The sequence below is a fragment of the Paraburkholderia caballeronis genome (assembly GCF_900104845.1).
Taxonomy (GTDB): Bacteria; Pseudomonadota; Gammaproteobacteria; order Burkholderiales; family Burkholderiaceae; genus Paraburkholderia; species Paraburkholderia caballeronis.
Genome location: NZ_FNSR01000001.1, coordinates 2,539,809 through 2,560,686, shown reverse-complemented (window position 1 = coordinate 2,560,686; position 20,878 = coordinate 2,539,809). Strand labels below are relative to the sequence as shown.

Below are 20,878 nucleotides of genomic sequence, written 5' to 3'. Positions count from 1 at the left end.
CGACGGCGGCGCGCGCGGCCGCGCCGGACATCCTGAAGGTTGCGCGCGACGCGAGCCCGGCGACGCCCCGGTCGTTCGAATCGTCCGGCCTCGCGGCGCGGATCGACTGTGCGGTATCGTTCGTGCTGGTGGCCGCGCTCCGCCGCGCGGAGCGGCGCTGGCCCGGGCATCTCGCGGTGCGTGCGCGCTGAATGTGCGCCGCGTTTCGAAGCGACCGCCGAACGTCCTGACTGAATCAACCGGGAGAGCCTTTTGCCCCACACGACCGAAACCGGCGACAGCAAGCTCGTCGCGCGCGACATCCACAAACGCTACGGCGACAACGAAGTGCTGAAGGGCGTGTCGCTCGACGCGAAGAAGGGCGACGTGATCAGCATCATCGGCGCGAGCGGGTCGGGCAAGAGCACGTTCCTGCGCTGCATCAACTTCCTCGAACGGCCGAACGCCGGACAGATCGTCGTCGACGGCGAAACGGTGCGCACGCGCGCCGGCCGCCACGGCGACCTCGAAGTCGCGGACCCCAGGCAGCTTCAGCGGATCCGCACGAAACTCGCGATGGTGTTCCAGCACTTCAACCTGTGGTCGCACATGACGGTGCTCGAAAACGTGATGGAGGCGCCGCGGCACGTGCTCGGCGTGCCGCGCCGCGAGGCCGAGGATCGTGCGCGCGCGTATCTGGAGAAGGTCGGGCTCGCGCCGCGCGTCGAGAAGCAGTATCCGTCGCATCTGTCGGGCGGCCAGCAGCAGCGCGTCGCGATTGCGCGCGCGCTCGCGATGCATCCGGACGTGATGCTGTTCGACGAACCGACGTCGGCGCTCGACCCGGAACTGGTCGGCGAGGTGCTGAAGGTGATGCAGAAGCTCGCGGAAGAAGGCCGCACGATGATCGTCGTCACGCACGAGATGGGCTTCGCGCGCAACGTGTCGAATCACGTGATGTTCCTGCATCAAGGCCGCACCGAGGAAGAGGGCACGCCCGCGGACGTGCTCGGCGCGCCGAAGAGCGAACGGCTGCGGCAGTTCCTGTCCGGCAGCCTGAAGTGATGCGCGCCGTTTCGCGCAGTCGCATGATGCGGCAAGTCGTTCGCTCGTAACCGCTCTCAGCACGCGCACCATGACCCGTCCGTCCAGCCCGGCCCGCACGACCCAGGTCGCGATCGTCGCGTTGCCGCCGGTGTCGATGTCCGGCGTCGGCCCGGTCGTCGATGCGCTGAATCTCGCGAACGAGATCGACGGCCGCGCGCTGTACCGCGCTCAGATGTACTCGTGGAACGGCCGCCCGGTGCCGCTCGCGGGCGGCGCGCAGTGGCCGGCGGACGCCGCGTTCGGCGACGGCGTCGCGTGCGACTGGCTGATCGTCGTGACCGAGCGTTACCAGCAGTTCGCGGATTACCGGCTCTTTCTCGCGAGCCTCGCGCGGGTCGGCCAGCGCACGCCGCTCGTCACCGGCATCCACCACGGCATCTGGTGGCTCGCGATGGCGGGGCAACTGTCCGGCTATCGCGTCGCGGCGAACTGGGAGACGTACCAGCAGTTCGCGGAGCAGTTCGAACGGACGATCGTCACGCAGCACCTCTACGAGATCGACCGCGATCGCGCGACCTGCGCGGGCGGCCAGGCGACGCTCGACTTCATGCTCGCGATGATCGCGCGCGAGCACGGACCGGAACTCGCGGAACGCATCGCGGACGCGCTCGGGGCGAGCACGCTGCGCAGTGGCGACGAGCGGCAGCGCATCCCGTTCGTGACCGCGCCGGGCGAGCGCCATCCGCGCCTGAACGATGCGCTGCTGCTGATGGAGGCGAACATCGAGGACCCGCTGACGACCGACGAGATCGCGGGTTTTGTCGGCCTGTCGCGGCGTCAGCTCGAACGGCTGTTCCGGCAGTATCTCGGCGCGATGCCGTCGAAGTATTACCTCGGGCTGCGGCTCGCGAAGGCGCGCTCGCAGTTGCAGCGCACGAGCAAGTCGGTCGTGCAGATCAGCCTTGCGTGCGGGTTTTCGTCGGCCGCGCATTTTTCGAATGCGTATCGCGAGCGGTTCGGCGTGACGCCGCGCGAGGACCGCCGCAACTGGATCGAGAAGCAGCACGGCGGCGCGAGCGCGGAGCCGCGCGCGGGCGCGCTGGTCGAGCGGCCGGACGATCCGCGATGAACGCGGCCGCGGTGCGGCCACGACAGAACACGTCGCGTACAGGCAAGACGATGGTTGCGCCGTTGCCTACACTGAACCTGTTATCGTCGCCGCATTGGCTGCGTCCCGTGCGACGCGCCCGCGGCGGCGGCCCGCAGTCGGGAACCGTCACGAAACCGCAACGAACCGCCACGCACCGCCACGAACCGCCGAAGGAAAAGCCATGACCGACCAGACTGTGACCCGCCAGACGTTCGACGAAGTGATGGTGCCGGTGTTCTCGCCCGCGCCGTTCGTGCCGGTGCGCGGCGAAGGCTCGCGCGTATGGGACGCCAACGGCCGCGACTACGTGGACTTCGCGGGCGGCATCGCGGTGACCGCGCTCGGCCACGCGCATCCGGAACTGCTGAAGGTGCTGCACGACCAGGGCGCGAAGCTATGGCACATCGGCAATGGCTACACGAACGAGCCGGTGCTGCGGCTCGCGCGCCGGCTCGAAGCGCTGACCTTCGCGGACCGCGCGTTCTTCGCGAACTCCGGCGCGGAAGCGAACGAGGCGGCGCTGAAGCTCGCGCGTCGCGTCGCGTTCGAGCGGCACGGCGCGGACAAGTTCGAAATCGTGTCGTTCACGCAGTCGTTCCATGGCCGCACGTTCTTCACGGTCAGCGTCGGCGGGCAGCCGAAGTATTCGGAAGGGTTCGGGCCGGTGCCGCAGGGGATCGTGCATCTGCCGTTCAACGACATCGACGCCGCGCGCCGCGCGATCGGCAAACAGACCTGCGCGGTGATCGTCGAGCCGGTGCAGGGCGAGGGCGGCGTGATCCCGGCCGATCCCGCGTTCCTGCGCGCGCTGCGCGAGGCGTGCGACGCGCATGGCGCGCTGCTGATCTTCGACGAAGTGCAGACCGGCGTCGGCCGCACCGGCCACCTGTATGCCTATCAGGACACCGACGTGACGCCGGACATCCTGACCACCGCGAAGGCGCTCGGCAACGGTTTCCCGATCGGCGCGATGCTGACGACTGCCGATCTCGCCGCGCACTTCAAGGTCGGCGTGCACGGCACCACCTATGGGGGCAATCCGCTCGCGGCGGCGATCGCGGACAAGGTCGTCGAGCTGATCAGCGACCCGGCGCTGCTCGCGGGCGTGCGCTCGCGCAGCGACACGATCAAGGATAAGCTCGCGAAGCTGCACGAACGCTTCGACGTGTTCGCCGAAGTGCGCGGCAAGGGCCTGTTGATCGGCGCGGAACTGAACGAGCGTTATCGCGGCCGCGCGAAGGACTTCCTCGCGGCCGCCGCGAATCGCGGCGTGATGATGCTGATCGCGGGACCGGACGTGCTGCGCTTCGCGCCGTCGCTCGTGATGCCGGCCGCCGATCTGAACGACGGTTTCGCCCGGCTCGAACGCGCGTTCGAGGACGTCGCGGGCGCCGCGCGCTGAACCCCGACCTTCGACTCCGACCTTCCACCGAGAACGACGATGCTGTTCGTACGCCCTGCCAGGCTGGCCGACCTCGATGCGATCGCGCAGATGGCGCGCACCGCGCAGCCGGTGCTGCATTCGCTGCCGCACGACCGCGACGCGCTCGAAGCGCGGATCGCGTTGTCCGAGGACTCGTTTCGCGCGGACGTCGATTTTCCGGGCGAGGAGTTTTATCTGTTCGTGCTGGAGGACGGCGATACCGGCCGGCTGCTCGGCACGTCGAGTGTCGTCGCGGCGGCCGGTTATTCGGAGCCGTTCTACGCGTTCCGCAACGACGCGCTGATCCACGCGTCGCGCGAGCTCCACGTGAACCGCAAGATTCACGCGCTGACGATGTCGCACGAACTGACCGGCATGAGCCGGCTCGCGGGGTTCTACATCGATCCGTCGCTGCGCGGCGACGCGGCCGCGCATCTGATCTCGCGCGCGCGGATGGTGTACGTCGCGATGAACCGCCGCCGCTTCACGCCCGAAGTGTTCTCGCTGCTGCTCGGCGTGACCGACGAGTCCGGCGTGTCGCCGTTCTGGGAGGCGGTCGGCCGCAAGTTCTTCGGCCGCGATTTTCGCGAGATCGAAGTCGCGTCCGGCGGGCGGAGCCGCACGTTCATCGCGGAAGTGATGCCCGCGTATCCGCTTTACGTGCCGCTGCTGCCGGAGTCCGCGCAGCGCGTGCTCGGCGAGCCGGACCCGCGCGCATTGCTCGCGTATGAGATCCATCTGGAAGAGGGTTTCGAGCCGGACCGCTACGTCGATATCTTCGACGCCGGCCCGGTGCTGACCGCGCAGGTGGACCGCACGACGTCGGTGGCCGCCAGCGAGGCGCGCATCGTGCGCGAGGCGGCCGGCGACGCCAATCGTACGGACGGTACGGACGGCGCGGACGGCGCAGCGCATCTGGTCGCGAGCGACCGCGCGGGCGAGTTCCGCTGCGTGATGGCGACCTTGCCGCCGCTCGCGTCATCTCGATCGGCCTCGCCCGCGCAGCGTGGCCGTGCGCGCGCGGCCGCGCCGCTCGACGCGGCCGCGCGCGCGGCGCTCGGCGTGCAGGACGGCGACGCGGTGCGCTGCGTGCCGCTCTACCGCGACGAACCGCAGACCGAGGACGATTCGATGGGAGACGCGTCATGATCGTCGTACGTGTCGTGCAGACGGGCGACCTCGACGCGCTCGTCGGACTCGCGCAGGAGACCGGCCCCGGCCTCACCACGTTCAAGCCGGACCGCGACGCGCTCGCCGCGCGGATCGAACGCACGCGCCGCACGCTCGACGGCGTCGCCGCGCCGCACGAGGCCGGTTATTTCTTCGTGATGGAGGACACCGCGACCGGCGACGTCGCCGGCGTCTGCGGGATCGAAACGTCGGTCGGCCTGCAACAGCCGTTCTACAACTACCGGGTGAGCACCGTCGTCCACGCGAGCCAGGACCTCGGCATCTGGACGTGCATGCGCGCGCTGAACATCTCGCACGACCTGACCGGGTACGCGGAAGTGTGTTCGCTGTTCCTGTCGCCGCGCTACCGGACCGGCGGCGTCGGCAGTCTGCTGTCGCGTTCGCGCTTCATGTTCATCGCGCAGTTTCGCGAGCGTTTTCCGCAGCGGATCTGCGCGGAACTGCGCGGCCACTTCGACGCGGACGGCACGTCGCCGTTCTGGCGCGCGGTCGGCTCGCACTTCTACCAGATCGACTTCAACGCGGCCGACTATCTGAGTTCGCACGGCCGCAAGGCGTTTCTCGCGGAGTTGATGCCGCGTTTTCCGGTGTACGTCGAACTGCTGCCCGACGACGCGCAGCAGTGCGTCGGCCTCACGCACGCGGACACGATTCCCGCGCGCCGGATGCTCGAAGCGGAAGGGCTGCGCTACGAGAACCACGTCGATATCTTCGATGCGGGGCCGGTGCTCGAATGCCACATCGCCGATCTGCGCACGGTGCGCGAGAGCGTGGTCGTGCCGGTGGAAATCGGCGCGCACGCGGCGGACGACGTAACCGCGGGCCTGCGCTCGCTGGTGGCGAATACGTCGGCGGACGACTTCCGCGTCGGTTTCGCGGCGGGTGTCGTGCGCGACGGCGCGTTCGTGCTGAGCGCGCAGGAAGCGGCGGCGCTGGACGTCGCGGCGGGCGAGCCGGTGCGCGTGCTCGGCCCCGCGCAAAAGACTCAACAGGGATCGACATGAACGAGCTTTTCATCGACGGGCAATGGCGCGCCGCATCCGGCGCGCCGTTCGTCTCGCGCAACCCCGGCAGCGGCGACACGGTGTGGAGCGGCCATGCGGCCAGCGCCGGCGACGTGGACCGCGCGGTCCACGCCGCGCGCCGCGCGTTTGGCGGCTGGTCGCAACTGCCGCTCGACACGCGCTGCGACATCGTGCGCCGTTTCGCGGCGCTCGTGAACGAACGCAAGGAGAGACTCGCCGTCGCGATCGGCCGCGAAACCGGCAAGCCGCTGTGGGAAGCGCGCACCGAAGCGGCGTCGATGGCCGCGAAGGTCGAGATCTCGATTCAGGCGTACGCGGAGCGCACCGGCGAAAAACGCGCCGCGATGGCCGACGGCGTCGCGGTGCTGCGGCATCGTCCGCATGGCGTCGTCGCGGTGTTCGGGCCGTACAACTTTCCGGGCCATCTGCCGAACGGGCATATCGTGCCGGCGCTGATCGCGGGCAACACGGTCGTGTTCAAGCCGTCCGAACTCGCGCCGGACGTCGCGCGCGTCACCGTCGAAATCTGGCGCGACGCGGGGCTGCCCGATGGCGTGCTGAACCTCGTGCAGGGCGAACGCGACACCGGCGTCGCGCTCGCGTCGCACCGGCAGATCGACGGGCTGTTCTTCACCGGCAGTTCGAACACCGGCACGACGCTGCACCGGCAGTTCGGCGGCCGGCCCGAGATCGTGCTCGCGCTGGAGATGGGCGGCAACAATCCGCTCGTCGTCGCGCCGGTCGAAGATCTCGACGCGGCCGTCCATCACACGATCCAGTCCGCGTTCCTGTCGGCCGGGCAGCGTTGCACGTGCGCGCGGCGGATTCTGGTGCCGAATGATGCGTTCGGCGACCGCTTCGTCGAGCGGTTCGTCGACGTGACGTCGCGGATCGCGGTTGGCGCGTACGACGCCGAGCCGCAGCCGTTCATGGGCGCGGTGATCTCCGCGCGCGCGGCCGCGAAGCTGGTCGACGCGCAGCGGCAGTTGATCGAACGCGGCGCGCGCGCGTTGCTCGCGATGGAGCAGCGCGAGCCGTCGCTCGGGTTCGTGAGCCCGGCCGTGCTCGACGTGACCGGCGTCGCGGACCTGCCGGACGAAGAGCACTTCGGCCCGCTCGCGCAGGTGATCCGCTACACGACGTTCGACGACGCGATCGCGCGCGCGAACGACACCGCATATGGGCTGTCCGCCGGCCTGCTCGCGGACGACGAAACGCGATGGACGCAGTTCCGCCGCGAGATCCGCGCGGGCATCGTGAACTGGAACCGGCCGACCAACGGCGCGTCGAGCGCCGCGCCGTTCGGCGGCGCGGGCCGCTCGGGCAACCACCGGCCGAGCGCATATTACGCGGCCGACTACTGCGCGTATCCGATGGCGTCGGTCGAGAGCGAGCGGCTGTTGATGCCGGCGAGCGTTTCGCCGGGCCTTCATTTCTGAGGATCGACGATGCAACGAACCCTTGAAGCGAATTTCGACGGCCTCGTCGGCCCGACGCACAACTACGCGGGGCTGTCGTTCGGCAACGTCGCGTCGCAGAACAACGAGAACTCCGTCGCGAACCCGAAGGCCGCCGCGCGCCAGGGGCTGCGCAAGATGAAGCGGCTCGCGGACCTCGGTTTTGCGCAGGGCGTGCTGCCGCCGCAGGAGCGGCCGTCGATCCGGCTGCTGCGCGAACTCGGCTTCGGCGGCAACGACGCGGCCGCGATCGCGAAAGCCGCGAAGGAAGCGCCCGAACTGCTCGCAGCGGCGAGTTCCGCGTCCGCGATGTGGACCGCGAACGCGGCGACGGTGAGCCCGTCCGCGGACACGCCGGACGCGCGCGTGCACTTCACGCCCGCGAACCTGTGCAGCAAGCTGCATCGCGCGATCGAGCACGAGGCGACGCGCCGCACGCTGACCGCGATCTTCGCGGACCCGGCGCGTTTCGTCGTGCACGACGCGCTGCCCGGCACGCCCGCGCTGGGCGACGAAGGCGCGGCGAACCATACGCGTTTCTGCGCGCAATACGGCGCGCCGGGCGTCGAGTTCTTCGTGTACGGGCGCAGCGAGTTCCGGCGCGGGCCGGAGCCGAAACGGTATCCGGCGCGGCAGACGTTCGAGGCGAGCCGCGCGGTCGCGCAGCGCCACGGGCTGGCCGACGACGCGACCGTATTCGCGCAGCAGAATCCGGACGTGATCGACGCGGGCGTGTTCCACAACGACGTGATCGCGGTCGGCAACCGCGGCACGCTGTTCTGCCACGAGCGCGCGTTCGTCGGCGCGCAGACCGTGTACGACGAACTGCGCGCGAAACTCGCGGCGCGCGATGCGCCGTTCGACGTGATCGAGGTGCCGGACGCGCAGGTGAGCGTCGCGGACGCGGTGTCGTCGTATCTGTTCAACAGCCAGTTGCTGAGCCGCGCGGAAGGCTCGCAGGTGCTGGTCGTGCCGCAGGAATGCCGCGAGAATCCGTGGGTCGCGATTTATCTGGACGATCTGGTCGCGAAGCCTGGGCCGATCGGCGAGGTGCTTGCGTTCGACCTGCGCGAGAGCATGAAAAACGGCGGCGGCCCCGCGTGCCTGCGGCTGCGGGTCGTGCTGAACGACGCGGAGCGCGCGGCCGTCGCGCCGGGCGTGTGGATCGACGACAAGCTGTTCGAACGGCTCGACGCGTGGATCGAGCGGCACTATCGCGACCGGCTCGCGCCCGCCGATCTGGCCGATCCGGCACTGCTCGACGAGTCGCGCACCGCGCTCGACGAGTTGACGCAGATTCTCGGGCTCGGGTCGCTGTATGACTTCCAGCGTTGATCCGGCGTCGCCGCTGCGCGACTGGCTCGGTCATACGCTGGCGGGGTGGCGGCCGGCGTCCGACGCGGCGGCGCGCGGCGTTTGCGCGAACGGCGGCGTGCGCTGGCAATGGCTCGATGAAGGCGTGCTGACGCTGGAGCCTGTATCGATGACCGGCGACACGAAAAGCGTGCTGCTGTCCGCCGGCGTGCACGGCGACGAGACCGCGCCGATCGAGATGCTGTCGCGGCTCGTCGCGGATCTCGCGGATGGTCGCGCCGGGCTCGCGTGCCGGCTGCTGGTCGTGCTCGGCAACGTCGGCGCGATGCGGGCCGCCGACCGTTATCTGGACGACGATCTGAACCGGCTGTTCGGCGGTCGTCACGCGCAGCAACCGGCGAGCCGCGAAGCGCCGCGCGCGGCCGCGCTGGAACGCGCGGCGCGCGACTTCTTCGCGGAGGCATCCGGTGCGCCGCTCGCGCGCTGGCATTGGGACCTGCACACTGCGATCCGCGCGTCCGCGTTCGAGCAGTTCGCGCTGCTGCCGTTCACCGGCGCGAAGCCGTCGCGCGCGCTGTTCGCGCGGCTCGCGGACGCGCGGCTCGCGGCGGTGCTGATCCATACGGAGAAGGGCGCGACGTATTCGCAGTTCACGGCGGAGGCCTGCGGCGCGCTCGCATGCACGCTCGAACTGGGCAAGGTGCGGCCGTTCGGGCAGAACGACCTGGCGCGGTTTGCAGCCGCGGATGCGGCAGTGCGCCGGCTCGTCGCCGACGCGGACGCGGATCGCGATGCGCCGCTGCCGCGCGTGTTTACGGTGGCCGCGCAGATCACGAAACAAAGCGACGCGTTCGAATTGCTCGTCGCGGCCGACGTGCCGAACTTCACGCCGTTCCGGCGCGGGACGTTGCTCGCGCGGGACGGCGACTACCGGTATGTCGTCGGGCACGAGGAAGAGCGGATCGTGTTTCCGAATCCGAAGGTGAAGATCGGGTTGCGGGCGGGGCTGGTGGTGGTGGAGACCACGGCGGAGGGCGTGGGCGCGTCGGCGTAGCGGCGGCCGATGCGGACGGGTTTTTGCCCGTCAGCCGTCACCACGGCACGACCCGTCCGAGGTAATCGACGTAATGCAATCCCGGCCGCCCCGCGTGCGCCTCGATCGTGTTCACCAGCGCCGGAATGCTCTCGTCGATGCCGAGGCGGGCATGAGGGCCGCCCATGTCCGTGCGGACCCAGCCGGGCGCGGTCAGCAGCAACGTGCGCGGGTCGTCGGCGTGGCGGGCCGCGAAGCTGCGCATGAACATGTTGAGCGCGGCCTTGCTGCCGCGATAGACCTCGTAATTCCCGTTCGTGTTGTTCGCGACGCTGCCCTGGCCCGACGACATCACGCCGATCGTGCCGGTTTCGGGCACCAGAGCCTCAAACGCCTCGACGACCCGCATCGGACTCAGCGCATTCGTCACCATCACGCGGACGAATTCGTCGGTGGAGACATCCGCGATCGTCTCGTTGTCGTCGTTCTTGACGCCCGCATTGACGAACAGCAGGTCGAGCCGTCGGTGTTGCAGGCGCGCGCGTAAACCGGCGACCTGGTCCGCCAGCGTGATGTCCACCGTCTCGATTTCGAGCGCGTCCGGAAACGAAGTCAAGACGCGCCGGAGATTGTCCATCGACGTAGCCCGGCAAGTGGCGATCACCTGCCAGCCCCGCTTGAGGAATTCTTCGGCCATCGCCAGCCCGAGGCCACGCGACGCGCCGACGAGAAGGGCGGTCTTTCGCGACGATACGGTTTGCATTCGATCCTCCCGAGGGCTCCTGAATGAGCCGGTTCCCGCAATATATCGACGCGTGAGCGGCTGCGGAAGGCGCGCCGGATGCAGCTCATACCTGCATCCGGCGCGCTGTCTGGTTGTCGTGTTGACGCATGCTACGATCGGCCGATGTCCGAAGCAGACCTGAATCTTCTGATCGCGCTCGATGCGCTGCTTGCCGAAGAAAGCGTGGCCGGCGCCGCTCGGCGCCTCGGGTTGAGCGCGTCGGCGATGAGTCGAACGCTGACGCGTCTTCGCACCGCGACGGGCGATCCGCTGCTGGTGCGGGCGGGGCGTCGAATGGTGCTGACGCCGTATGCGCAGGAGATTCGCGCGCGCACGACGAACGCGGTTCAGGAGGCGCGGGCGGTGCTGAGTCCATCGGCGGCCGCGCTGGATCTGTCTACGCTGCGGCGAACCTTTACGATTCGCGCCAACGACGGTTTTATCGAAGCATTTGCTGCGTCGTTGATCGCGGCGGCGACGGCCGACGCGCCGCAGGTGTGCCTGCGTTTTGCGCCGAAGCCAGAAAAGACATCGGCGTTTCTGCGGGACGGCAGCGTGGATCTTGAGATCGGCGTGCTGGGGGAGATGGGTCCGGAGGTGCGGGTGCAGGCGCTTTTCCGCGACCGTTTTGTCGGGGCGGTCAGGACAGGGCATCCGGTCGAGCTTGAGCCGGAGATCACGGCCGAACGGTACGCGGCGTTGAGCCATGTCGTTGCTTCGCGCCGGGGACGAACGGGCGGCCCGGTCGATGACGCATTGGCCGCGTTGGGGCTGAAGCGGAAGATCGTCGCTGTCGTTCCGGGGTTTCGTGCGGCGCTGGTCGTCGCTCTGGCTTCCGATCTCGTGGCGTTGGTGCCGGCGTCGTTCATTGACGGCGAGGCTGGCCGCTGCGGGCAGTCGGGTTCCGCCGCTATACGGGCTTTCGAGCTTCCCGTGCAGACCGCGCGGATCACCGTGTCGCAGATGTGGCATCCGCGGATGGATGCCGATCCGGCGCATCGGTGGCTTCGGACGATCGTGCTGGCGGTGTGTCGTCGGGAGACGTCGGTTTGACGCGGCGGCGAGGGAAGATCGAAACGCGCGGTGGGCCGAACCCCGGTCGAACCTCGTTCGGGCAGGTCGGTATGCGCGGATCACAGCCGCCGTCATGGGGCGACGGCGTCGCAACGGCACTCCCCGCTGACAAACGATCGTTGTCAACGCCTGGATTTGCCGCAGGCGCCGTCAGTCGCCCTGTTCGGAGATGCCGTCGTCGCGCGCCGTTCGGCTTCGCGACCTTGCATCCCCGACACACCCTTGCCGGCAGCGCCGACGCCGGAAGTGCCATGCGGCTCTCCCGTCAGCGCAACTGCGCGTGCGCGTCTGTCTGCCGTCGAGGATCAGTACAGCTTCTTGGGCGGCAACGACCGTCTGATCTGCTTGCGCAATCTCGACACGGCGGCCGCTTTTTTCCTTTTTCTCTTCGCGGTCGGCGTTTCGTAGGCCATTCTGGCGCGCAGTTCCTTCAACAAACCGGTATTCTCGATCGAGCGACGAAAACGGCGCAGAGCGACTTCCACGGGTTCGTTGAGTTTGGGAGTGACGGTAGTCAATGCATTTCCTGGTTATGATCCGGGCGGTCGTCGCTGATGCGGTATCAAGCGCATCTGCGGCTTGCCGCTGGCACGGTGGATCGTCTTGATGTCTTCGACGGTGTGCACGATTTCGTTCCGTCGAGACTGAATGGCGTTTGCCGACGCGATGCGAGGTCGCGGCGCGCACCCGGTGTTCATGATACTTTCGCGCGGGAAGCGCATGATATGACATCGTGTGCGCCGAAGGCGACTCGAACCGCACTCGAACCGGTCGCGCCTGGCCGGCCGCCGCTGTTCGCAGCCGGCCACGCGCCCACTATACGCGTCGCGACTCGCGCCGTACCGGTACTTCTCGCTCAATTACCCGCGAATTCCGGGCGGTTCATGCTATTGCGCTCGTGGAGCAGAATTCGGTTGACCGTGGACGACTATCCGCGTATTGTCGGCCGCTAATCAAGCCGCTGTAACCCGTCCTCAAGGTCCGGCGCCGTACTGGCCCCGGGCGTCCCGGCATACTCTCGCAGCATCCTTGTCGTACCGGCCGGCATTCGTCGTCAGCCGGTGCGCGTCGCGCTGTATTTCCACAGGCCCGTTTTCGTTTTCAGAACGAATCAGCGTTCCCTCGCGGAACTACGGAGTCTCATATTCATATTCAGGTTCACCCGTAACGATGCAAATCATTTCCAACACGCAATACCGCGGTTATGCAGTCCGGCCGTCGGCGCATTGCCTGCCTGACGGCTCCTTCTCTTCAAATCTGACGCTGCGGCGCTCCGATGTCCGCACCGGACCCACGCATTACGAGTTCTACTCGCTCGGGTACTTCGACAGCGAAGCAGACGCACTCGGTTATTCGGACCGCTGGGCGCGCGACTGGATCGACACGCGCGGCTGAACTTCGCGAGTTGCATGCCGGTATCCGGCGATCCGAACGGCCCGCGCGCCGACGACATTTTTCCCGGCACCGCGATACCGAACGCCGCTCAGCCGAAGCGCGCGTCCAGCCATTCCTGCGCCCAGTGCTTTGCATACGCGATCGCATCTTCGCGCGCGTCGAAGCCGGGCAGGTCGCCGCTCAGATGAATGTCGTACTCGGTCCCGTCCGGGCGGTTCGTGCTGATGCGCGCATGGGCCATGTATTCGCCGTCGGCCCGGCGCGGCGTCGGGTCGATGACGATTCGGGTCGAATTGAAGCGCATTCGATTTCCTTTTCAGTTTGTCACTCGCCTGCCACTCTCGTGCAGGCGCTGCCGGAGCGAATCAGACATTCAGCATCGCCATGATCTGTCCGGCTTCGTTATCCGACTCGCAGCTCGCCATGCCGTCTTTACGCAGCAGCGCGCGAATGGACACGAACATCAGAAACGCGTCGGAATCCACCTCGTGACGATGGTCACGGATGACACGCTCCAGTTCGGCCCCCGCTCCGGACGGCAAAAACTGGTCGACGACGCCGGAGCCGTTGAGCCGGATCCGTTTCAGCAGGTCACTCCTGTTCATATCGAACCTCCCAGGCCGCCGTTTCTGCCGGTTCGTGCCGTGGGCATGCCGACGGCCGCCGGTGCGGAACGGGCCTGAATCAGGACTCCGGGTCGAGGACGTTCGCGGCGTGAGGCTGCGCGTCGATGAGGCGTTCCGCGTACGCCGTGGACGCGCGACGCGCGTCGCCCGCATTTTCGAACGGCCGGTTCACCTGGAGCCTGAAAACCCGGCTGCGCGATGCGCCGCCCGGCTCCTGGATGCGGACTGCGGCATCGAATCCTTCGTCGTAGTTGTGTCCGCTTCCCGGCGCGGTGGCGCGGTGCGGATAAACGAGCGGATAAACTTCCAGCCCGTGGTAGAGGCGGAAACCGGTTGTCATGGCGAGCCTTTGAGCCACATCGTGGTGCGGCGAGAGGGGAGCGAGGGAGGTGAGCGACTGCGTCGCAGCACTCACGCAATCGGCCGCGTCGCGCGGCCTTCGGTGAAATGAGAACCCGGTCTCGTTGGAACTGGCGACTGCCGGGCGCAGGGAACGGTTGCAGTCCATTCGACCATTTCATGCTACGCCCTTTGATGGGTTTGTACAGCGAAAACACCTGCTTCCAGCGTCGCGGGAAATGCAGCGCGCGCACAGTACCGCTTCGGTATGGATGAACTGCGAAGGAGGGCTGAATGCGCTGATACGACGCTCGCAATCCGATGCTGATGCCGTGGCATGCGGGTTGGAAGCTCCTGCGCGTGCGGCCGCCGGATGATTCGCGGCGCGTCGCGGTCACGCCGGTTCAGGCGCGGGGCGAACCGCGCCGCGGATCAGGCGGCAGGGCGATCGTCGACGAGTGTCCCGAGCAGCACGTCGATCGCCGCCTGTCCCGCCACTTCGGCGATGAGGTACGCCCAGCGTCGGGTATACGGGCCGTTGCGCAGCGGAATGCGACCGCTGCGGTCGCCGATGAGCATGAGATTCTGACTGCCTTTTATCTGGAAACTGACGTCGTAAAGATCCTCCGCCGAGGATTTCAGTTCGACATGGATCTCGAAACCCCGATACGGGATCATCCGGTACATGAGGCGCTCCGTCTGGTTGACGAACCCACGCGCCTCCTGTCGGGAGCAGGCGAAGGATGGGGTGTTCGCCATTGTACGCGCAAGGCGGCGATACCCGCCGCTGGCCCCGTTGACGGCGATCGGGCGGCCCGCCCGCGTCGGAAGGGCCAACGAGCCGCCGGGTTTCGGCGCGCATTCCCGGGCGGTCGTTTATAGGGTCGCTGCCATGGCCGGAAACAGTTCGCGATGCCAGGCGAATCCCCAACAGCCGCCGCATGCTCGCGGCGTTAGCATGAAGTCCCGGCCCTCACCGACTCCCTTTGAGGAGACCTCCATGCCCAGCAAGAACACGATCTGCCTCTGGTACGAAGGCGGCGCGCTCGAAGCAGCCGGGTTTTACGCCGCGACCTTCCCCGACAGCGCCGTCGGCGCGGTTCACCAGGCCCCGGGCGACTACCCGGACGGCCAGCAAGGCGACGTGCTGATGGTCGAATTCACCGTCATCGGCATTCCGTGCGTCGGCCTGAACGGCGGCCCGCATTTCACGCACAACGAGTCTTTCTCGTTCCAGGTCGCGACGGACGACCAGGCCGAAACCGATCGCCTGTGGAGCGCGATCGTCGGCAACGGCGGCCAGGAAAACGCGTGCGGCTGGTGCAAGGACAAGTGGGGCATCTCGTGGCAGATCACCCCGCGCGCATTGCTGGCGGCGGTCACCGGTTCCGACCGCGCCGCGGCGAAGCGCGCGTTCGACGCGATGATGACCATGACGAAGATCGACATCGCCGCGATCGAAGCGGCGCGGCGCGGACACAGCCAGCCGTGACGCGATCCCGGCAATAGCGTTCGCGAACGCCCAGTCGACCGGCGGCACGACTCCTTCGTTCAGCGTCTTCAACAGACGTGCGCGGCGGCGTCGAAGGGTTTCCTGAACCTGCCGCAGGGCGCGGGTTTCGCGTTCGCGGGGCCCGTGGTGAGCGACGGGAAACTGCTTGGCGTCGGCGTCGGTTTCGGCGTGCGCAACAACGACGCCGCGTGGAAGGCGGCGCTGAGCGACGCGCTGAAGCAACCGAAAGCGGACGGCACGCTCGACAAGCTCGCCGCGAAGTATTTCGACGTGAAGGTCGTGCAGGACTGAGCGCCGCGCGTCCGCCAACAAAAAACCGCGTTTTACGCGGCTTTTTCGTATCAGGCGGCCTCGATCGACGCCGGCGAGAAGAACCGCGCCAGTTCGCGCGCGAGTTCGTTGAGCGCGCTCATCTCGCGCTGCGAGATCCGGCGCGGCTCCTGCGAGGTCAGCCAGTCGCCGTACACGAGCGCGATCGGCGCGCCGCGCTGCGGCACGGACGGCAGCAGCACGAACGCGCGCACGTCGCTGAAGCTCGCGCGGAACCATGCGGGCTGGCGCGCGATCATCTTCGGATCGCGTGCGTTCTCGATGAAGATGCCGACCGAGTTCGCGATCGCGAGGTGGAACACGTCGGGCTGGAACGCGGCGTTGAACGTGAGGTTCGGCATCGCGTCGTCGACGCCCGGCCCGAAGCCGAGCCGCGCTTCGAACACGTTCGAGCCGCGCCGCACGAACACGATGGTCCGCGCGAAACCGAGGCTCGCGAGCACGGTCTCGGACACGAGCGTCAGCGCGGTCGAAAACGGGCTGTCCGACGGCAGCGCGCGCAGGTCGGCGATGCCGGCCGCGATCCTCGCCTCGGGGTCGAGTCTCTCGCTGCGCGCGATCGCGTCGGCGTCCGCGTGCAGTTCGACGATCTCGCGCATCACGCCGTCGTCGGCTTCCTCGCGCGCGATCGCGAGGCTCATCTGCACGAGCGCGTCCGCATCGGTGGCGAGCACGCGGCTGTAGCCGCGCGCAAGGTCGGCGACCTGCGCAGCGCGCGCGTCGTCGGTCAGTTCCGGCGACGTCAATACCTTCGCGACCTCGGTCGAATAGTTCGTGATCGCGCGCAGCCATTGCTGCGGCTGGCCGTCGTCGTCGGCCGGATCGTAGCGGCTCATGCCGGTCCGGATCGTGTCCGGCAGGCGCCAGCGCGTCGCGGCCTCGCGGCCCAGTTCGTCGTAGGTGACGCCGAGCACCTGGTTGCACGCCTCGTCCTCGGTCGCGCCCAGTTCGAGATGCACGCGGATCTCGTCCCATTCCGAATCGAGGTAGAACACGACGAGCAGCTTGCCGACCTGGCGCATCAGCGTGCAGACCACGGCTTCCTCGCCGGCGCGTACGTCGCCGCCCTCGGTCAGCTTGCGCGCGACGAAGCCGGACAGCATCGTCCGGTTCAGTTCGAGCTTGGCGTCGATGCGGCGCGGCGCGCTTTGATGAAAGTGATCGACGATCTTCAGGCCGACGACCAGGTGGCCGACGGCGTCCATCCCGAGCACCATCAGCGCGCGCGTGACGGTCGTGATGTTGCCGCCGAACGCCATGTACATCGCGGAGTTCGCGAGCCGCAACACCTTCTGCGTGAGCGCGAAGTCCGACAGCACGACCTGCACGAGCGCGCCGAAATCGAGGTCGTCGTTGCCCATCGCGGCGACCGTCGCGCGCAGCGACTGCGACAGCAGCGGAAAGTCGCCGCGCTCGTTCATCCGCGTCCACAGCCGTTCGAGCAGGACTGCCTTTACCATCTGAACCCTGTTAAATCCGAAAACCCTGCGTCATGAGATGCCGCCCAGCCCGGGGTGCCGAGGGCCGTCATCAGTGCGCCTCGTGCAGATGCAGCGAGCGCGACTCGAAGCGCTGCGCGAGTTCCTCGGAAGGCAGCGCCTTGCACACGAGCCAGCCCTGGATGTGGTGACAGCCCATCTTCTTCAGCAGCTCGCGCTGCGCCTGGGTTTCGACGCCCTCCGCGACGAGTTCGAGGCCGAGCGTGCGCGCCAGCCCGACGACCGCGCTGACGATCGCCTGGTCGTTGTGCGACGTGAGCAGGTTCTCGACGAAACTGCGGTCGATCTTCAGCTTCGACAGCGGGAAGCGTTGCAGGTACGCGAGGCTCGAATAGCCGGTGCCGAAGTCGTCGACCGCGAAGCTGATGCCGAGCGCGGCGAGGTCTTCGAGCAGCACCTTCGCATGCGCCGGATCGTGCATCAGCAGGCTTTCGGTGATCTCGAACACGAGCCGGCGCGGATCGACGCCGGCCAGCTCCAGCGCCTCCTGCACGCTTTCCTTGAAACGCGGATTGCGGAACTGCTGCGGAGACACGTTCACCGCCACGTATTGCAGCGGTATGCCCTGTGCGTCCCATTGCGTCAGTTGCATGCAGGCGGCCTTCAAAACCCAGTTGCCGAGATAATTGATTAACCCGACGGATTCCGCAAGAGGAATAAATGTTGATGGCGGCACGAGTCCGTGCAATGGATGTTGCCAGCGGATCAGCGCCTCGACGCCGACCACGCCGCCGGTCGCGCTGCTCGTGATCGGCTGGAAGTGCAGCGAGAACTCACCGTTGCGCACGCCGTCGTACAGGTCCGATTCGAGTTTCAGCCGTTGCGCATCGTTCGTGCCGTCGTCCGGCACATGCAGCATCAGCCGGTTGCCGCCGGCTTCCTTCGCCTGCTGCAACGCCTGGTCGGCCCAGCGCAGCACCGGGCTTGCGTCGCCGTGGCCGCGCGACTCGTCGGCCGAGTGGCGCTGGTCCGGATAGAACGCGATGCCGATGCTCGCGGACAGGTGCACCGGATGGTTGTCGAAGCTGTACGGCTGCAGGATCGCGGTCAGCAGCCGGCGCGCGAGCGCCTCGGTGTCGGCGCGCACGTCGGCGGGCGTCGCGTGCGGCTGCGGCGTAATCAGCACCGCGAACTCGTCGCTGCCGGTGCGCGCGATCCGCTCGTCCTGCAACGCCAGATGCGACAGCCGGCGCGCGGTCTCGCGCAGCAGTTCGTCGCCGGCGTCGTAGCCGAGCGCGCGGTTCACGCGCTGATAGTCGTCGAGGTCGAGCAGCAGCAGTGCGATCGGGGTGCCGTGGGTGTCCGCGCTCGCCTGCGCGCGCGCGAGTTCGTCCGCGAGCGCGAGCTGGTTCGGCAGCCCGGTCAGCTTGTCGTGGTGCAGCGCGTGCGTGAGCCGCGCCTCGCCGTCCTGCCACGCGGACACGTCGAAGCCGGCGACCGCGAAGCCGTCGCTGCCCGCATACGGCGCGCGCTGCACGCGCAGCTCGACCGCGACCGGGTAGGTCAGCGACTTCAGCAGCTCGACGGTGTCCTTCTCGACTTCGCCGCTGTCGGCCGCGCGCGCGAACAGCGCGTCGACGCGGGCGACGTCGGACGGCGCGACGAGGTCGTGCAGCGTCGCGCCGAACAGGAATTCGCGGTGGTAGCCGGCGAAACGCAGGCTCGCGTCGGACACGTACAGGAACCGCAGATTCAGGTCCACGTGCACGAGGAGATCGACGGCGCCGGCGGTGGATTCGGCCGGCTGCACGCTGGCCGGCGCGTTGACGCCGGCGCCCCCGCCCGCGTCGGCGGGCGGGACCGTCAGCGGCGGTGACAGCACCGGGGCATCGTCGCCGCGACGGGGCCACAGCGCGCGCAGCCAGTCGGCGGCGGCGCGCAGCGGGCGCTGGCGGGGCGCGGTGATCCTGTTTGCTTCCATGTATGTCGCTGACGAACGTTTGCTCTGGTGCGGCCAGTCCCGGTACGCCGGCCCGCCGCGGCCTTCCGGCCGCCTCTGCGGACGGCTGAAGCCGCCCATCAGAGGAAGATATCGACTCGCCGGACAAAATCTTTAGAAGATTTTTAATCTGCGTCTCGAAAAGAGCGAAAGGATGCGGGCGGGCGCGGATTTCGGTTAAAGTGGGGCCGGTTCTCGCCGGCCGGACGCCATTTTACGTCGGCCGGCGAGCCCGCGCGCGGCGCGCCGGACCGGCCGAAACCGGTTTCGGCGTCGGGAGCCGCGTGCTCCCTGAGTTCATCCGTCATGTCCGAATCGTCGTCAGCATCCGTCCAGCCGAACACGGCGGCCGAGCCGGGCGACGCGGGCCAGCGTGCGGTCGTTCGCGCGCCGGTCGCGTCGCCGTTTGCGTATCTTGGCCGCCAGCCGATTCTCGATCGCAGCGGGGCGCTCGACGCGTACGAACTGCTGTTCCGCGGCGGCACCCGCAACCGCGCGGAGATCACCGACGAGGCGTCCGCGACCGCGCAGGTCGTCGCCCGGACGATCGGCCAGATCGGCGTGCAGGCGGTGCTCGGCGCGCATCGCGGTTACGTGAACATCGGCCGCGAACTGTTGTTCGACGACGTCGTTCATCTGCTGTCGCCCGAGCGTTTCGTGCTCGAAGTGCTGGAGCACGTGCGGCTCGACGCACCCGCGCTGGAGCGGATCGCGACGCTGCGGCGCGCGGGTTTCCGGATCGCGCTCGACGACGTGGCCGAACGCTCGGAGAACCTGCTCGCGGCGCTGCCTTACGTGGACATCGTGAAGGTCGACATGATGCTGACCGACCGCGCGGAACTGCCGGCGCTCGCGGCGGCGATCCGCGCGGCCGGCAAGACGCTCGTCGCGGAGAAGGTCGAGACCCAGGAGGACTTCCGCCTCGCGCGCGGGCTCGGCTTCGATCTGTTCCAGGGGTACTTCTTCGCCAGGCCGCAGATGCTGCGCACGCGGCGCGCACGGTCCTCGCGCGCGGCGCTGCTGCGGCTGATCGCGCTCGTCGCGCGCGACGTCGGCGTGCCGGAACTCGAAGCGGAACTGCGCCGCCATCCGGGCGTGATCGCGCAGTTGCTGCGGCTCGTGAACTCGACCGCGTATGGCTTCGCGCGGCCGATCGCGTCGCTGCGCGAGGCGGTGCTTGCGGTCGGCACGCGGCAGATCGCGCGCTGGGCGCAACTGCTGCTGTACGCGACCGGGCGCGACCTGCCGTGGAGTTCCGATCCGCTCGTGCAACTGGCCGGCACGCGCTCGCACTTCATGGAGCTGGCCGCGCGCAGCGTGCATCCGCACGACCAGCCGTTCGCCGACGCCGCGTTCATGACCGGCATCTTTTCGCTGCTGCACGTGATGATCGGCGTGACGCCCGCGCGGCGGATGGAGCGGCTCGGGCTCGCACGCCCGATCAGCGACGCGATCGACCGTCAGCATGGCGAGCTGGGCGCGCTGCTGCGGATCGCGAAGGCGGCCGAACTCGGCGACTACGACGCGATGCAGGCGATCGTCGAAGAGCAGGGCGGCCGCTTCACGGCGCTGACGCCGTCGCTGATCGGCGAGCTGAACCTGTGGGCGGCGTCGTGGTTCAGCGCGCATTCGCACGGTTGATTCGCGGCTGGCGCGGCGCCGAGACACGGCCGGCGGCTCGCGTAGCGGTGCTGCGAGCGTCCGGATTATGTGCTCCAATACGCGGGAGCCGGGCGGCCGACGTTGCCGCGGCAGCCGCG

General features: G+C 68.2%; 20 protein-coding genes and 2 pseudogenes. 14 read left to right on the top strand and 8 right to left on the bottom strand.

Going from position 1 to position 20,878, the window contains the following annotated elements:
- Nucleotides 1–5 precede the first annotated feature (5 nt).
- From BLV92_RS32555 to astE, 9 genes and pseudogenes are all read left to right on the top strand, one after another.
- A pseudogene (locus BLV92_RS32555) lies at nt 6–191 on the top strand (amino acid ABC transporter permease); the annotation flags it as partial.
- Nucleotides 192–252: 61 nt separating this feature from the next.
- A complete protein-coding gene (locus tag BLV92_RS11410; RefSeq protein ID WP_090544946.1) occupies nt 253–1,044 on the top strand; it encodes an ABC transporter ATP-binding protein in 792 nt (263 codons plus the stop codon).
- 70 nt (nt 1,045–1,114) lie between these two features.
- Nucleotides 1,115–2,155 carry a GlxA family transcriptional regulator gene (locus BLV92_RS11405; protein ID WP_090544944.1) on the top strand — a complete coding sequence of 347 codons (1,041 nt, stop codon included), beginning with the start codon at nt 1,115–1,117 and terminating at the stop codon, nt 2,153–2,155.
- 202 nt (nt 2,156–2,357) lie between these two features.
- Nucleotides 2,358–3,578, top strand: coding sequence for an aspartate aminotransferase family protein (locus BLV92_RS11400; RefSeq protein ID WP_090544942.1), 1,221 nt, complete (start codon nt 2,358–2,360; stop codon nt 3,576–3,578).
- A 39-nt stretch (nt 3,579–3,617) separates the two neighbouring features.
- Entirely contained in the window at nt 3,618–4,748 is a 1,131-nt protein-coding gene (gene aruF / locus BLV92_RS11395) for an arginine/ornithine succinyltransferase subunit alpha (protein WP_090544940.1), read from the top strand.
- Complete coding sequence (gene astA, locus BLV92_RS11390; RefSeq protein ID WP_090544938.1) at nt 4,745–5,794, top strand: arginine N-succinyltransferase; 1,050 nt, start codon at nt 4,745–4,747, stop codon at nt 5,792–5,794. Before aruF ends, astA begins: the two co-directional genes overlap by 4 nt.
- Complete coding sequence (gene astD / locus BLV92_RS11385; protein ID WP_090544935.1) at nt 5,791–7,254, top strand: succinylglutamate-semialdehyde dehydrogenase; 1,464 nt, start codon at nt 5,791–5,793, stop codon at nt 7,252–7,254. Before astA ends, astD begins: the two co-directional genes overlap by 4 nt.
- 9 nt (nt 7,255–7,263) lie before the next feature.
- The gene (astB, locus tag BLV92_RS11380) at nt 7,264–8,607 is read left to right on the top strand and encodes an N-succinylarginine dihydrolase (protein WP_090544933.1); all 1,344 of its coding nucleotides are present in this window, start codon (nt 7,264–7,266) and stop codon (nt 8,605–8,607) included.
- Nucleotides 8,591–9,640, top strand: coding sequence for a succinylglutamate desuccinylase (astE, locus tag BLV92_RS11375; protein ID WP_090544931.1), 1,050 nt, complete (start codon nt 8,591–8,593; stop codon nt 9,638–9,640). The genes astB and astE overlap by 17 nt, the downstream gene beginning before the upstream one ends.
- Nucleotides 9,641–9,677: 37 nt before the next feature.
- On the opposite strand, the gene BLV92_RS11370 is transcribed toward astE, so the two are convergent.
- Nucleotides 9,678–10,382, bottom strand: a complete 705-nt coding sequence (locus tag BLV92_RS11370) for an SDR family NAD(P)-dependent oxidoreductase (RefSeq protein WP_090544929.1) — start codon at nt 10,380–10,382, stop codon at nt 9,678–9,680.
- A gap of 144 nt (nt 10,383–10,526) precedes the next feature.
- Between BLV92_RS11370 and BLV92_RS11365 the strand changes: the two genes are divergently transcribed.
- Nucleotides 10,527–11,456: a LysR family transcriptional regulator gene (locus tag BLV92_RS11365; protein ID WP_090544927.1), complete on the top strand. Its 930-nt coding sequence runs from the start codon at nt 10,527–10,529 to the stop codon at nt 11,454–11,456.
- Nucleotides 11,457–11,782: 326 nt separating this feature from the next.
- Here the strand turns inward: BLV92_RS11365 and rpsU are convergent, their stop codons facing one another.
- Nucleotides 11,783–11,995, bottom strand: a complete 213-nt coding sequence (rpsU, locus tag BLV92_RS11360) for a 30S ribosomal protein S21 (protein ID WP_090544925.1) — start codon at nt 11,993–11,995, stop codon at nt 11,783–11,785.
- A 652-nt stretch (nt 11,996–12,647) separates the two neighbouring features.
- Here rpsU and BLV92_RS11355 point away from each other — a divergent pair.
- Entirely contained in the window at nt 12,648–12,872 is a 225-nt protein-coding gene (locus tag BLV92_RS11355; RefSeq protein ID WP_090544923.1) for a hypothetical protein, read from the top strand.
- An 88-nt stretch (nt 12,873–12,960) separates the two neighbouring features.
- Here BLV92_RS11355 and BLV92_RS11350 read toward each other — a convergent pair whose 3' ends face one another.
- The 4 genes from BLV92_RS11350 to BLV92_RS11335 form a co-directional block, all read right to left on the bottom strand.
- Nucleotides 12,961–13,176, bottom strand: coding sequence for a hypothetical protein (locus tag BLV92_RS11350; protein ID WP_090544921.1), 216 nt, complete (start codon nt 13,174–13,176; stop codon nt 12,961–12,963).
- Between the two features lie 61 nt (nt 13,177–13,237).
- Nucleotides 13,238–13,477, bottom strand: a complete 240-nt coding sequence (locus BLV92_RS11345) for a hypothetical protein (protein WP_090544919.1) — start codon at nt 13,475–13,477, stop codon at nt 13,238–13,240.
- Between the two features lie 79 nt (nt 13,478–13,556).
- The gene (locus BLV92_RS33075; protein WP_373681816.1) at nt 13,557–14,006 is read right to left on the bottom strand and encodes a hypothetical protein; all 450 of its coding nucleotides are present in this window, start codon (nt 14,004–14,006) and stop codon (nt 13,557–13,559) included.
- A gap of 263 nt (nt 14,007–14,269) precedes the next feature.
- A complete protein-coding gene (locus BLV92_RS11335) occupies nt 14,270–14,524 on the bottom strand; it encodes a hypothetical protein (protein WP_090544915.1) in 255 nt (84 codons plus the stop codon).
- A gap of 313 nt (nt 14,525–14,837) precedes the next feature.
- Here BLV92_RS11335 and BLV92_RS11330 point away from each other — a divergent pair, with 313 nt between their 5' ends.
- Nucleotides 14,838–15,329, top strand: coding sequence for a VOC family protein (locus tag BLV92_RS11330; protein WP_090544913.1), 492 nt, complete (start codon nt 14,838–14,840; stop codon nt 15,327–15,329).
- A gap of 72 nt (nt 15,330–15,401) precedes the next feature.
- A pseudogene (locus BLV92_RS11325) lies at nt 15,402–15,641 on the top strand (ABC transporter substrate-binding protein); the annotation flags it as partial.
- 50 nt (nt 15,642–15,691) lie between these two features.
- Here BLV92_RS11325 and BLV92_RS11320 read toward each other — a convergent pair.
- Both BLV92_RS11320 and BLV92_RS11315 read right to left on the bottom strand, forming a co-directional pair.
- Nucleotides 15,692–17,140: an HDOD domain-containing protein gene (locus BLV92_RS11320; protein ID WP_090544909.1), complete on the bottom strand. Its 1,449-nt coding sequence runs from the start codon at nt 17,138–17,140 to the stop codon at nt 15,692–15,694.
- 70 nt (nt 17,141–17,210) lie between these two features.
- Nucleotides 17,211–19,100: a putative bifunctional diguanylate cyclase/phosphodiesterase gene (locus BLV92_RS11315; protein ID WP_090547004.1), complete on the bottom strand. Its 1,890-nt coding sequence runs from the start codon at nt 19,098–19,100 to the stop codon at nt 17,211–17,213.
- A gap of 324 nt (nt 19,101–19,424) precedes the next feature.
- Here BLV92_RS11315 and BLV92_RS11310 point away from each other — a divergent pair, with 324 nt between their 5' ends.
- The gene (locus BLV92_RS11310) at nt 19,425–20,759 is read left to right on the top strand and encodes an EAL and HDOD domain-containing protein (protein ID WP_090544907.1); all 1,335 of its coding nucleotides are present in this window, start codon (nt 19,425–19,427) and stop codon (nt 20,757–20,759) included.
- The last annotated feature ends 119 nt before the right edge of the window (nt 20,760–20,878 follow it).

Excerpts from the sequence above, each read along its gene's own strand:
- BLV92_RS11405 (WP_090544944.1), top strand. The coding sequence starts at position 1,115 with ATGACCCGTCCGTCCAGCCCGGCCCGCACGACCCAGGTCGCGATCGTC.
- BLV92_RS11400 (WP_090544942.1), top strand. The coding sequence starts at position 2,358 with ATGACCGACCAGACTGTGACCCGCCAGACGTTCGACGAAGTGATGGTG.
- aruF (WP_090544940.1), top strand. The coding sequence starts at position 3,618 with ATGCTGTTCGTACGCCCTGCCAGGCTGGCCGACCTCGATGCGATCGCG.
- astA (WP_090544938.1), top strand. The coding sequence starts at position 4,745 with ATGATCGTCGTACGTGTCGTGCAGACGGGCGACCTCGACGCGCTCGTC.
- astD (WP_090544935.1), top strand. The coding sequence starts at position 5,791 with ATGAACGAGCTTTTCATCGACGGGCAATGGCGCGCCGCATCCGGCGCG.
- astB (WP_090544933.1), top strand. The coding sequence starts at position 7,264 with ATGCAACGAACCCTTGAAGCGAATTTCGACGGCCTCGTCGGCCCGACG.
- astE (WP_090544931.1), top strand. The coding sequence starts at position 8,591 with ATGACTTCCAGCGTTGATCCGGCGTCGCCGCTGCGCGACTGGCTCGGT.
- BLV92_RS11370 (WP_090544929.1), bottom strand. The coding sequence starts at position 10,382 with ATGCAAACCGTATCGTCGCGAAAGACCGCCCTTCTCGTCGGCGCGTCG.
- BLV92_RS11365 (WP_090544927.1), top strand. The coding sequence starts at position 10,527 with ATGTCCGAAGCAGACCTGAATCTTCTGATCGCGCTCGATGCGCTGCTT.
- BLV92_RS11355 (WP_090544923.1), top strand. The coding sequence starts at position 12,648 with ATGCAAATCATTTCCAACACGCAATACCGCGGTTATGCAGTCCGGCCG.
- BLV92_RS11350 (WP_090544921.1), bottom strand. The coding sequence starts at position 13,176 with ATGCGCTTCAATTCGACCCGAATCGTCATCGACCCGACGCCGCGCCGG.
- BLV92_RS11345 (WP_090544919.1), bottom strand. The coding sequence starts at position 13,477 with ATGAACAGGAGTGACCTGCTGAAACGGATCCGGCTCAACGGCTCCGGC.
- BLV92_RS33075 (WP_373681816.1), bottom strand. The coding sequence starts at position 14,006 with ATGGACTGCAACCGTTCCCTGCGCCCGGCAGTCGCCAGTTCCAACGAG.
- BLV92_RS11335 (WP_090544915.1), bottom strand. The coding sequence starts at position 14,524 with ATGTACCGGATGATCCCGTATCGGGGTTTCGAGATCCATGTCGAACTG.
- BLV92_RS11330 (WP_090544913.1), top strand. The coding sequence starts at position 14,838 with ATGCCCAGCAAGAACACGATCTGCCTCTGGTACGAAGGCGGCGCGCTC.
- BLV92_RS11320 (WP_090544909.1), bottom strand. The coding sequence starts at position 17,140 with ATGGTAAAGGCAGTCCTGCTCGAACGGCTGTGGACGCGGATGAACGAG.
- BLV92_RS11315 (WP_090547004.1), bottom strand. The coding sequence starts at position 19,100 with ATGGAAGCAAACAGGATCACCGCGCCCCGCCAGCGCCCGCTGCGCGCC.
- BLV92_RS11310 (WP_090544907.1), top strand. The coding sequence starts at position 19,425 with ATGTCCGAATCGTCGTCAGCATCCGTCCAGCCGAACACGGCGGCCGAG.